This is a genomic window from Leisingera sp. McT4-56 (assembly GCF_020514995.1).
In the GTDB taxonomy this organism is placed as follows: Bacteria; Pseudomonadota; Alphaproteobacteria; order Rhodobacterales; family Rhodobacteraceae; genus Leisingera; species Leisingera aquaemixtae_A.
On the sequence record NZ_JAJALF010000029.1, the window covers coordinates 1 to 11,689 of the forward strand.

The 11,689-nt window shown below is 65.6% G+C and carries 13 protein-coding genes and 1 pseudogene; 8 read left to right on the plus strand and 6 right to left on the minus strand.

What is annotated here, in order from left to right; translation table 11 throughout:
- The 6 genes and pseudogenes from LHL23_RS21195 to LHL23_RS21220 form a co-directional block, all read right to left on the minus strand.
- Nucleotides 1–700 (minus strand): annotated as a pseudogene (locus LHL23_RS21195) (hypothetical protein); the annotation flags it as partial.
- A complete protein-coding gene (locus tag LHL23_RS21200) occupies nt 697–1,104 on the minus strand; it encodes an ExbD/TolR family protein (RefSeq protein WP_226431459.1) in 408 nt (135 codons plus the stop codon). The pseudogene LHL23_RS21195 and the gene LHL23_RS21200, both read right to left, overlap by 4 nt.
- Nucleotides 1,101–1,511 (minus strand): ExbD/TolR family protein, encoded by a 411-nt coding sequence (locus LHL23_RS21205; protein WP_226431460.1) that lies wholly within the window; start codon nt 1,509–1,511, stop codon nt 1,101–1,103. The genes LHL23_RS21200 and LHL23_RS21205 overlap by 4 nt, the downstream gene beginning before the upstream one ends.
- 18 nt (nt 1,512–1,529) lie before the next feature.
- Nucleotides 1,530–2,147, minus strand: coding sequence for a MotA/TolQ/ExbB proton channel family protein (locus LHL23_RS21210; protein WP_226431461.1), 618 nt, complete (start codon nt 2,145–2,147; stop codon nt 1,530–1,532).
- Nucleotides 2,148–2,150: 3 nt separating this feature from the next.
- A complete protein-coding gene (locus LHL23_RS21215) occupies nt 2,151–2,570 on the minus strand; it encodes a hypothetical protein (RefSeq protein WP_222480153.1) in 420 nt (139 codons plus the stop codon).
- Nucleotides 2,571–2,635: 65 nt separating this feature from the next.
- Nucleotides 2,636–3,484: a hypothetical protein gene (locus LHL23_RS21220; RefSeq protein WP_226431462.1), complete on the minus strand. Its 849-nt coding sequence runs from the start codon at nt 3,482–3,484 to the stop codon at nt 2,636–2,638.
- Between the two features lie 189 nt (nt 3,485–3,673).
- Here LHL23_RS21220 and tssA point away from each other — a divergent pair, with 189 nt between their 5' ends.
- The 8 genes from tssA (at nt 3,674) to tssG (ending at nt 11,689) form a co-directional block, all read left to right on the plus strand.
- Nucleotides 3,674–4,741, plus strand: a complete 1,068-nt coding sequence (gene tssA / locus LHL23_RS21225) for a type VI secretion system protein TssA (RefSeq protein ID WP_226431463.1) — start codon at nt 3,674–3,676, stop codon at nt 4,739–4,741.
- Nucleotides 4,742–4,811: 70 nt separating this feature from the next.
- On the plus strand, nt 4,812–5,327 hold the full coding sequence (gene tssB, locus LHL23_RS21230; protein ID WP_222480161.1) for a type VI secretion system contractile sheath small subunit: 516 nt from the start codon (nt 4,812–4,814) through the stop codon (nt 5,325–5,327).
- A 15-nt stretch (nt 5,328–5,342) separates the two neighbouring features.
- On the plus strand, nt 5,343–6,839 hold the full coding sequence (tssC, locus tag LHL23_RS21235; protein ID WP_222480163.1) for a type VI secretion system contractile sheath large subunit: 1,497 nt from the start codon (nt 5,343–5,345) through the stop codon (nt 6,837–6,839).
- Between the two features lie 79 nt (nt 6,840–6,918).
- Nucleotides 6,919–7,407 (plus strand): Hcp family type VI secretion system effector, encoded by a 489-nt coding sequence (locus LHL23_RS21240; RefSeq protein ID WP_226431464.1) that lies wholly within the window; start codon nt 6,919–6,921, stop codon nt 7,405–7,407.
- A gap of 92 nt (nt 7,408–7,499) precedes the next feature.
- Nucleotides 7,500–8,303: a type VI secretion system accessory protein TagJ gene (locus tag LHL23_RS21245; RefSeq protein WP_226431465.1), complete on the plus strand. Its 804-nt coding sequence runs from the start codon at nt 7,500–7,502 to the stop codon at nt 8,301–8,303.
- The gene (tssE, locus tag LHL23_RS21250; protein WP_222480169.1) at nt 8,296–8,793 is read left to right on the plus strand and encodes a type VI secretion system baseplate subunit TssE; all 498 of its coding nucleotides are present in this window, start codon (nt 8,296–8,298) and stop codon (nt 8,791–8,793) included. Before LHL23_RS21245 ends, tssE begins: the two co-directional genes overlap by 8 nt.
- A complete protein-coding gene (tssF, locus tag LHL23_RS21255; protein WP_226431466.1) occupies nt 8,793–10,670 on the plus strand; it encodes a type VI secretion system baseplate subunit TssF in 1,878 nt (625 codons plus the stop codon). Before tssE ends, tssF begins: the two co-directional genes overlap by 1 nt.
- Entirely contained in the window at nt 10,634–11,689 is a 1,056-nt protein-coding gene (tssG, locus tag LHL23_RS21260; protein WP_222480173.1) for a type VI secretion system baseplate subunit TssG, read from the plus strand. Before tssF ends, tssG begins: the two co-directional genes overlap by 37 nt.

Consider the following 11,689-nt stretch of genomic DNA (forward strand, 5'->3'; position numbering starts at 1 on the left):
GGTCGGGGTCGGTGCCGGGCAGGGCGGTGGTCTCGGGCTGCGCCTCCGGGCTGGGCTGGCTGGCCGGGACCGCCTGCGGCAGGGCTGCCGGGGCGGGATGCACGGCTGCGGCGGAGGCCAGCGGGGCAGCAGCATCGGGCAGCGGGACAGCGGGGCCTTCTGCAGCGGCGAGCAAGACCGGCTCCGGCACTGCGGAGGGTGCCTGCTGGACGGCAGCGGCCGCCTGGACGGCCTGTGCTGCGGATGGTTCGGCAGTTTCAGCAGGCGTGCTTTGCAAGCGGGCAACGGGCAGGCTGGCGGCGGGCGCCGCAGTGCTGGCGAGCCTGTTTGCCGCCGCCGGGGCCGGAGCCGCCGCGGATGCCCGCGGCGCCGCCGGAGGCAGGCTGTCCGCCGGCGGGGCAGCGGAGGCGAGGCTGTCTGCCGCGGGGGCTTGGGGCAGGGCCTTGGACTGCGGGATGCTGCCGGCGGCGAGGCCCTGGCTTTGCGGCTGGGCTTCAGGGGCCTGCGCGCCTTTGGCCGCTTGCGGCACCGCCTCGGACCGGGGAATGCGGTGGGCCTGCAGGTTGAGGCTGCTTTCAGGGGTTGGCTGCTGCGGCAGCGGGTCCGGGGTGAGCGAGATCAGAAGCGCGCCGGCGCCTGCGGCGTGCACCAGCGAGGAGGCCGCAAGCCCCAGCGCCCATATGGCAGGCTGGCGCGTCACCCGTCGGTTTCCGGGGTGACCACCAGCACCACGTCCTTGAACCCCAGCGCCTCGCCCTCGGCCACCAGCGGCAGCACGTTGCGCAGCTCTGCGGCGCGGTGGGCGTTGATGCGCAGGCGCAGCTCCGGGTCGTCTGCCAGCAGGGCGGAGAGGGCAGGGGAGAGAGCCGCGCGGGGGAGTTCGTTGCCGTCCAGCGCCAAAGCGCCTTGCGCCGAGATGGCGAGAGTGATGCCGCCGGCGGGCATGTCGCGGCCGGTGACGGCGGTGGCGGGGCGGACGTCGAACGGCGCGGTGGCGTCCATCCGGCCGATCAGCATGAAGAACACCAGCAGGAAGAACACCACGTCGATCAGGGCGATGATGGTTTCGGTATGGGGGCTGCGGGCGGGGCGGTTGAGCTTCATTGCGCCGCCTCCAGCCGCAGGACGCGCAGGCGGGTGACGCCGGCCAGGGCGGCGCTGTCCATCACGGCGATCAGCGCCTGGGTCTGCGCCGCGCCGGAGGGCAGGATCACCACCTGGGTCAGCGGTTCCTCTGCCACCGCTGCGGCGAGGGCGGCGCGCAGGGTTCCGCCGTCCAGCGCGGTGCCGCGCAGCACCGGCACGCCGTCGGCGCCGAGCCGGATCATCAGTGTGCCGGCCGGGGATTGGCTGCTGCCGGCCGAGCCTTCGGAAGGTTTCACCGCCGGGATCATGTCGAGGTTCAGGTAGGTGGAGGTCACCATGAAGAACACCAAGAGGATCAGCATGACGTCGATCATCGGCACCAGCGAGATCAGGGCGCGGGGGCGTGCGGGCCGGTTGATCATCATGGCGGCGTTCCCCCCGTGTCAGCGCGACCCGTCGATCAGCAGCAGGCGGCCGGCGGCGCTTTCGATGGCCTGGGCGGCGGCGTCGATGCGGGCGGCGAAGAGACCGGCGGCAACGGCGGCGGGGATTGCCACAAGAAGGCCCGCGGCAGTGGTCAGCAGCGCCTGCCAGATGCCGCCGGCCAGCACCGAGGCATTGGCGGCGCCCTGCGCCAGCTCCAGTTCCTGAAACGACTGGATCATGCCGAGAACGGTGCCAAGGAGGCCCAGGAGCGGCGACACCATGGCGATGAGCTCCAGGAGGCGGATGAGGGAATTCATCCGGTTCACCTCCTCATTGCCGCGGCGTTGCAGCTCGTCCTGCAGCAGCGGGCCGCGCAGGCCCTCCTGCAGCGCCTGCATGGCGTAGCCCATCACCCTGTCGGCCGGGGATCTGCCGCCAGCAATGCTGTCCTGCGCCTGCTTGCGGTCGCCGTCCTTCCACAGGGTCAGCGCCTGTTCGCGGGCGTCCTGGCCGGAGCGCACCGGCCAGAGCTGGATCAGCTTGACCGCAATTACGGTGACCGACAGCAGCGACATCAGCGCCAGAAGCGCAATCACCGGGCCGCCGGTGCCGAGCATGTCCCAGGTGCCGCTCATGGCTTACTTCACCAGCTGCGCGGCAGCGCGGGAGCCGAGCTCGAGGATCGGGAAACAGTCCATCTGCTCCTCGTTCTGGGGCTGGCAGGAAGTGATGTCGTGCAGCAGGATCTCCGAGATGTTGCTGCAGGCGATCTCGGGGATTTCGAACAGTTTCAGGGTGGTGCGCTGGACGGGCAGGGGGGCGGCGTCGATCGACAGGAGGCGGTCGATCACCCCCTGGCTGTCGAGGATGGCGAGCGACATCTCGAAGCCTTCGAAGCTTTTGCCGGTCTGGTTGCGGAACAGGAAGAAGGCGCGGCAGCCGCCGCCCTCGATTTCCTCGGCCTTGTTCAGCTCGACCCGCAGCGGGCCGGTCTCCGCCGCGGCGGCCAGCGGCAGGCAGATCAGGGCGAGGGCAGTCAGCAGGCGTTTCAGGGGCATCACTGTCTCCGGGTTCCGGTGGGATGCCCAGCCCGCAACCGCTGCGGGCCGGGCTGTTTTCGGGGTCAGACCAGGGCGGTCAGGGCCTTTTCGATTTTGTCCATCGCGTCGCGGGCTGAATCGAGGTCGCGGCGTTTCAGGTGGCGGGCGGCCACATGCAGGGCGCGGCCCAGCCGGTCGCGGACCTTGCCGGGCGCGCGGGCGACATTGGCCTGCAGCGACTGGGCGCGTTTGACCTGGGCGCCGAGCGAGCGCTGGTCCATCTCGCGCTGGCCGCGTTTCATCGATTTGGCTTCGTCTTCACGGTCGGCGCCGATGCGGGCGACGGCGCGTTCGATCACCACGATCATGGTCTCGGCCTCCTGCAGGCGGCCGTCGTTGATCAGGCTGACGGATTTTGCCAGCGCGCGTTTCAGTTTCAGTTCCAAGGGACCGGGAGCGAGGCCGATGCGCGGCTGGATGCGTTTCAGCCGCCGTTTCAGCGGCGCGATGGCGTCGGGGTCGATGCCGGTGGCGGAGATGTCGGAGGCGTCCTCCTCTGTCACCTGGCCCTCGGGGGCTTCGGGTTTGAGGCTGTCCAGCAGGTTGCCGCCGTCATCGTAGAACAGCACGTTGACCTTGGCCGGGTTGCGCTTGAGGAACTTCTTGAGCTCCGTGACCATGCGCTGCGGTGCGCTTTCGCAGATCATCTCCATCGCCCCGGAGCGCACCACATAAGTGCCCCAGGCCATCGGCGGGCCGCCGCCCGCGTTCTTCATCGGGGTCTTCAGGGTTTCCGGTTTCTTGCCGGGCTGGATCATCAGCAGCGGGTCCTTGCCCTGGTCCAGGCAGAAGGCGAAGCTCATCCTCTTCTTGGCCCCCTCGCGGACCATCTCTTTGACTTCCTTGCCAGAAATACGATCAATACTCATCATTCAGCCGCGGGTAAGAGCTTGGAAAAGGTTTGACTTTAGGATGGCGATAAGGCTCACTTGGGGTCAAGTTATTGTTTGAGGTTTCCGCGGGTTTAACCACCAGGCACGAAAAGAGTGGCTCCCGCTTTACGTTGCGTTACCTGAGGGTTGCGTGACCAATAATCAAAGCACCCAGGGGGGCGAAAGACGATGGATCCTGCAGTATTGCTGCAATCCAAAGGGGATGATGCCCCAAGCGGCGAAAATCTGGAATACGATCCCGCCTTCACCGACATGGAGCTGGCGGCCCAGCCGGGCGAAGAGTCGGTGGTGGGCGATGAGAAGATCGAAGCCACCGATCCGGATTACCGCGAAGTTCAGAAGAAAGCGCTGGAAGTGCTGGAGCGCAGCCACGACCTGCGTGCGGCGGTGTTCCTGGGCGATGCGCTTTTGCATTCCGAGGGGCTGACCGGCTTTGCCGATGTAACCGCCTATATCCGCGGCTGCCTGGAGGATTTCTGGGACACCTGCCATCCGGAGCTGGATGAGGACGACGGCGACCCGACGATGCGGATCAACGCCATTCAGGACCTGTGCGGCCAGCCGGACGGGATGGCGGGGGCGTCGCCGCTGTACCGCTCATTGCGCCGGGCGCCGCTGAGCGAAAGCCGCGGCTTCGGGCGGTTCTGCCTGCGCGACATCGAAATTGCCGAAGGGCTGATGACGGCGCCGCCGGACATGGAGCACGTGCCGGATTCCGCCACCATCGGCGCAGCCTTTCAGGACAGCGACGGGGACACCGTTGCGGAACGGCTGGCAGCGGTGGAGAAGGCGGAGGAGAATGTACGGGCGATCTCGGCGGTGTTCGACGAGCAGACGCCGGGGCAGGGCCCGGATCTGAGCGCGCTGATCAAGCTGCTGCAGCAGATCGCCAAGCGCATCCGCACCTATGCCAATGTCGGTGCGGGTGAAGCGGCTGAGGACAGCGGCGACGAAGATGAGGCCGCGGAGGCCGGGGCGGCTGCCCCGGCTGCGGCTGCCGCCGGGCGTCCGGGCGGCGCGCCGGGGGCGATCAACTCGCCAGCGGATGTGTCCAACGCGCTGGACCGGATCATCGGCTACTACCGGCGCGCGGAACCGTCGAGCCCGCTGCCGATCCTGCTGGAGCGGGCCAAACGGCTGGTGGGGGCCGACTTCCTCACCATCATGAATGACATGGCGCCGCAGGGGGTGGACAACGTCAACCTCATTGGCGGCATCGAAGACGACGAAGACTGACCGACACGGGGCAGGCCGCGGCCGGACCGGCTGCGGGACCCGTGAAAGCAAGACGAGTAAGGAGACCTAGATGGCCGGAAGTTCACAGAAATTCATTGCCCGCAACCGGGCACCAAGGGTCCAGATCGAATATGACGTGGAGCTGTATGGCGCCGAGAAGAAGGTGCAGCTGCCGTTCGTGATGGGCGTGATGAGCGACCTGGTGGGCAAATCCGAAGTGGAGCAGCCCGCGGTGGCGGACCGCAAGTTCCTGGAAATCGACGTGGACAACTTCGATGACCGGATGAAGTCGATGGCGCCGCGCGCCGCCTTCACCGTGCCCAACACGCTGACCGGCGAGGGCAACCTGGCGGTCGACATCACCTTTGAGAGCATGGACGATTTCCAGCCCGCCGCGATCGCCGCCAAGGTGGAGCCGCTGCGCGAGCTTCTGGAGGCGCGCACCCAGCTTTCGAACCTGATGACCTACATGGACGGCAAGACCGGCGCCGAGGATCTGATCTCCAAGATCATCCAGGACCCGAGCCTGCTGAAAACCCTGGCGGCGCAGCCGAAACCCGGCAACGAAGCCGACAGCGAAGAATAATAGGGGAGGACAAAGATGGCTGAAGAAGAACTCCAGGCGGAAGCCGCTGCCGGTGAAGCCGCCTTTGGCTCTGCCGAATTCGCAAGCCTGCTGCAGAAGGAATTTCGCCCCAAGTCGGACCAGGCCAAGACGGCCGTGGAAAGCGCGGTCAAGACCCTGGCCGAGCAGGCGCTGGCAAACTCCGCGCTGATTTCCGATGACGCGCTGCGCTCGATCGAGAGCATCGTGGCGGAGATCGACAAGAAGCTGACCGAACAGGTCAACCTGATCCTGCACAATGAGGATTTCCAGCAGCTCGAAAGTGCCTGGCGCGGCCTGCACTATCTGGTGAACAACACCGAAACCGACGAGATGCTGAAGATCCGGGTGATGCCGATCACCAAGAAGGAAATGTCGAAGACCCTGAAGAAGTTCAAGGGCACGGCCTGGGATCAGTCGCCGATCTTCAAGAAGATCTACACCGAGGAATTCAGCCAGCTGGGCGGCGAGCCCTACGGCTCGCTGGTGGCAGATTACCATTTCGACCACTCGCCGCCGGATATCGAGCTGCTGGGTGAAATGTCCAAGATCGCCGCGGCCGCGCATGCGCCGCTGATCACCGGCGCCAAGCCGACGCTGTTCCAGATGGACAGCTGGGCGGAACTGTCGAACCCGCGCGATCTGACCAAGATCTTCCAGACCCCGGAATATGCCGCCTGGCGCAGCCTGCGCGAAAGCGAGGACGCCAAATACGTCGGCCTGGCAATGCCGCGGTTCCTGGGCCGTCTGCCCTATGGCTCCAAGACCGACCCGGTGGAGGAGTTCGCCTTTGAGGAGGACACCGCAGGCGCGACCAGCGACAAGTACGGCTGGGTCAACGCGGCCTACGGCATGGCGGTGAACATCACCCGGTCGTTCAAGATGTACGGCTGGTGCTCGCGCATCCGCGGGGTGGAAAGCGGCGGCACGCTGGAGAACCTGCCCAGCCACACCTTCCCGACCACCGATGGCGGCGTCGATCAGAAATGCCCGACCGAGATTGCCATCGACGACCGGCGCGAGGCGGAACTGGCGAAGAACGGCATGATGCCGCTGATCCACCGCAAGAACACCGATGTTGCCACCTTCATGGGGGCGCAGTCGCTGCACAAGCCGGCCGAATACGACGATCCGGACGCCACCGCCAACGCTAATCTGGGCGCGCGGCTGCCTTATCTGTTCGCCACCTGCCGGTTCGCGCACTATCTGAAGTGCATGGTGCGGGACAAAGTCGGCTCGTTCAAAAGCCGTCAGGACATGGAGTCCTGGCTGCAGGACTGGATCAACAACTATGTTGATTTCAACGCGGATATCTCCTCGGAGAACGAGAAGGCGCGCAAGCCTCTGGCTGCAGCCGAAGTGGTTGTGGAAGAGGTCGAGGGCAACCCGGGGTATTACACCTCAAAATTCTTCCTGCGCCCGCATTACCAGCTCGAGGGGCTTTCGGTCTCGCTGCGGCTGGTATCGAAACTGCCCTCGGAAAAAGGAGGCTGATTACCCACTCCCCAGCCTTAACCAAGCATAGTGCAGTAGAGTTCTAAATTTTTGAAAGGATAGCAAAATGGCTGCAAACATGTTCGTACAGATCTCGGACATCGAAGGCGATGCAACCGAGGAGAACCACAAGAAGTGGATCGTGGTCCAGTCGGCAAGCTGGAACGTGGAACGTGCAGTTGAAATGACCGATCTGGGTTCGACCCAGCGGATGCACGCGAACTCGAACTTCGGCAAGGTTGAGCTGACCTCGCAGATGGGCAAGGCGTCGAACGACCTGGCGCTGTCGGTGGCCAACGGCACCGTGCGCCCGGAAATCATTATGCACTGGTGCCGTTCCGGCGACAGCGCCAGCCAGGGCCTGCTGGTCTATTCGATCTGGAAGTTCAAGGATGTGGTGGTTGACAGCTATTCCATCTCTGCCAGCGAAGACGGCATCCCGGAAGAAACCTGGTCGCTGGCCTATGCTTCGCTGGAGCATGAGTACAAGTCGACCAACCAGAAAACCGGCAAGCTCACCACTGAAGGCACCTTCAAGTGGAACGTGCAGACCGGCAAGGTCGAGTAAGACCCATGGCCGGCCCCGGGCGTCTCTGCGCCCGGGGTCCGTTTTTCTGATCCCGTTTGCAGCACCCAGCCCTAGTTCCGGAGTAAAGCCCCATGACACCCGAAGAGCATCTGAAAGCCGGTGATCCCAGGGCGGCGCTGGAGGCGCTGCAGGCCAAGATCCGGGCGGACGCAAGCAATGCCAAGCTGCGGGTCTTCCTGTTTCAGCTGCTGTGCGTGCTGGGCGACTGGAACCGGGCGATTGCCCAGCTGAAGGCGGCCGCCGGGCTGGACGAAGGCGCCACGGTGATGGCGCAGGCCTACCGCGAGGCGATCATTTGCGAAGTCTACCGCGAAAAGGTCTTTGCCGGGGAGAAGTCGCCGCTGATCCTAGGCGAGCCGGAAGAGTGGCTGGCGCATCTGATCGAGGCGCAGAAGCTGCTGGCGCAGGGCAAGGTGAAGGAAGCCGCGGAGCTGCGCGCCAAGGCCTTTGATGCAGCCCCGGCCAGCCCGGGCGAGGTGAACGGCAAGCGGTTCGAATGGATCGCGGATGCCGACATGCGGCTGGGCCCTGTGCTGGAGACGATTGTGAACGGCAAATACTACTGGCTGCCGTTTTCCAAGATCGTCTCGTTCGAGGCGGAGGAGCCGAGCGACCTGCGCGATGCGGTCTGGACCGCCGGCACGCTGACGCTGGCGGGCGGCGGCGCGATGGCGGCGCTGATCCCGACCCGTTACCCCGGCAGCGAAAAGGCTGACGGGCTGTCGATGCTGGCACGCGCCACCGTGTGGCAGGATGCCGGCGAGGAAACCTATACCGGTCTGGGCCAGCGGCTGCTGGCGATCGGCGACGAGGACATTGCCATCATGGATGTGCGCACACTCCGGATGGATGGGCACGGCGTAGAGAATGGCTGACAAGACACTGGCCGAGCGCCTGCAGCCTTCGCTGCTGGACCGGCTGACCGACAATGCGCCCGGCGATCTGAAGGAAACCCGCGAGAGCCGGGTGATCGACCTGGTGCGGCTGCGGGAAATCATCCAGCGGGACCTGTCCTGGCTCTTGAACACCCAGAATGTCGAAAGCCATTTCGATGCGGAAAAATACCCGTCGGTGTCGGCCTCGGTGCTGAACTACGGGCTGGTGGAAGTGGCCGGCGAGGCCTCGACCTCTGAGAAGGCGGAGGCGATCCGGCGCTCGATCAAGCAGGCGATCGCAACATACGAGCCGCGGATCATCGACGGTTCGGTGGATGTGCGGCTGCAGGAGGGGACGGATGCCACCGAGATGACCGTAGGGCTGGAGATCCGCGCCGACATGTGGGCGCAGCCGATGCCGCTGGAGCTGTATCTGCGCAGCAAGGTCGATCTGACCACCGGCGAAGTGGAAATGGAAAGGGCCATGTGATGGATACACGGCTGCTGACCCATTACGAGAACGAGCTGAACTACCTGCGCGACATGGGCGCGGAGTTTGCCGCCGCCTATCCCAAGATTGCCGCCCGGCTGGGGATGGAGGGAGTCGAGGTTCTTGATCCTTATGTCGAGCGGCTGCTGGAAGGCGCCGCCTTTCTGACCGCGCGGGTGCAGCTGGAACTGGAGCTACAGTATCCGAATTTCACCTCCAACCTGCTGGAGATCATCTATCCGCATTACCTGGCGCCGACGCCGTCGATGATGATCGCGGCGTTTGAGCCGGATGTGGCGAACTCGGCGGTCAAAAGCGGCTATGTGCTGAAGCGCGGCTCCACCCTGCGGTCGCGGCTGACCGAAGGCGAGCAGACCCCCTGCGAGTTCCGCACCTCCGCCGATCTGACCATGTGGCCGATCCAGATCACCGAGGCGCAGTATATCGACGGGCGCGGCGAGCTGGTGGCGGCAGGGGTTGCCACCGGGTATGACGCCCGCGCCGGCATCCGGCTGCGGATCAAGCGGATCGACGGCGACCCGATCAGCAAGCTGGAGATGGACAAGCTGACGCTGTACCTGACCGGCGAGGCGGGCAACAGCTGGCCGCTGCTGGAACTGCTCTGCACCCAGGTGCAGGGGATCGTTGCGCGCTCCACCGACCGGCGGGCGGACTGGCAGCTGCCGCTGCGCCAGGCCAAGGTGGTGCAGAAGGGGTTCAGCCCCGAGGAGGCACTGCTGCCGCTGCCGCGCCGGGTCTATGATGGCTACCGGCTGCTGCAGGAATATTTCGCGATGCCGGAGCGGTTCCGCTTTGTCGAGCTGCAGGGGCTGCAGGCGGGCTTGCAGAAGTCCGAGGGCAATGAGGTCGACCTTTATATCCTGCTGCGCGAGGGGATGCCGGAAGTCGCGCCGATCGTGGTGCCGGAGGTGTTCAAGCTGAACGCGGTGCCGGCCGTGAACCTGTTCGAGAAACGCTGCGACCGGGTGCGGATCGCGCCGATTGATACCGAACACCATGTGATCCCGAACCGCACCGCGGGTCTCGATTTCGAGATCTACGGGCTGCAGAGCGTGACCGGCATCAGCGGCGAGGGCGAGGACGACGTGATCTTCCGCCCGTTCTACTCCGCCAACGATTTCACCGCCGCGGGTGAAAGCCACCCGGCCTATTACACCGTCAAGCGGCGGATGCGCCAGCGCTCGGAGAAGGAGCGGCTGCGCGGGGTGCGCAGCTCCTACCTCGGCTCGGAGGTCTATCTGACGCTGGTAGACCGGGCGCAGGCGCCGTACTCGGCCGGGCTGGAGCAGCTGGCGGTCAATGCGCTGTGCACCAACCGCGACCTGCCGATGCTGCTCGCGACCGGCAATGACAATGTGTTCCACCTGCCGGAGGGCGGACCGGTGCATAAGGTGACGCTGCCGGTGTCGCCGACCCGCCCGCATCCGACGCTGGCGCAGGGCGATACTGCCTGGCGGCTGATCTCGCACCTGAGCCTGAACTACGCGTCGATTGCCGAAACCGGCAAGGGCCAGTCGGCGGAGGCGCTGCGCGAGCTGGTCGGGCTGTATGCGCCGCTGGGCGACCGGGTGACGGAAAAGCAGCTGGAGGGCATCCTGTCCGTCGGCGCCCGGCCCATCGTGCGCCGGATGAGCGACGAGGTGCTGTCCACCGCGGTGCGGGGGCTGGAGATCACCCTGGGCTTTGACGAGAGCTTCTTCGAGGGCAGCAACATCTATGCGCTGGGGGCCGTGCTGGAGCGGTTCTTCCGCGGCTATGCCAGCATAAACTCATTCACGGAGACAGTCCTGAAGACTGAAAAACGCGGGGAAATTGCCAGATGGCGACCGGAAAAGGGCCTTGGCCGGATGATCTGAGCCTGTATGGCCGGCTGGCCATCGAGCCTGAAAAGCACCACGTTTTTCAGGCCCTCAGGGTATTGGAGGCGCATTTCGATGACGCCCCGCGCCTTGGCGAAAGCCGCCGCCCGCGCCAGGACATGCTGCGTCTGGGGCAGGAGGCGGAGCTGGCGTTTCCGCCCTCGACCATTGCGGCCTTCAAGCCGGCCGAGGGCGGCAAGCCCGCGGTGCTGACCAACCGGTTCTTCGGGCTGTTCGGCCCGCAAGGCCCGCTGCCGCTGCATCTGACCGAATACGCCCGCGATCGCAAGCGCAACCACCGCGACCCGACGATGGTGGCCTTTGCCGACATGCTGACGCACCGGCTGATGAGCCTGTTGTACCGGGCCTGGACGCAAGGCTCGCCCGCGGTGAGCTTTGACCGGGCCGATGATCCGATGTCGCGCAAGGTGGCGTCGCTGATCGGCTACAACGGCTTCAAGTTCCGCGACCGGGACGACATGCCGGATCTGGCCAAGCTGCATTTCGCGGGCCACCTGGCGAAGGGAGCCAAGAACGCCGAGGGGCTGGTGTCGATCCTGTCGGCGTTTTTCGAAGTGCCGGTCTCTTTGGAGGAATATGTCGGCAGCTGGCTGGAGCTGGAGCCGGATGACCGCTGGCAGCTGGGCTATGGCGGGCTGGGGCAGGCCACCAGCATCGGCGACAAGGTCTGGAGCCGGTCTGCCAAGTTCCGCATCCGCATCGGGCCGCTGACGCTGAAGGATTACGAGCGGCTGCTGCCGGGCGGCGCAGCCTTGAACCGGCTGCGGGCGATTGTGCGGTCCTACGCCGGCGACGTGCTGGACTGGGACGTGAACCTGGTGCTGGCGGGCGACGAGGTGCCGCGGGCGTCCTTGGGCGGCACCACCCGGCTGGGCCACACCAGCTGGGTGCGGTCGCGCCCGGACCCGGATGCCGACCAGCCGGACGTGAATGATTTGTACCTGTACCCGGGATTAGGCGCCGGGGCTGAAGAGCGAGTAGAGGGAGGGATTTGA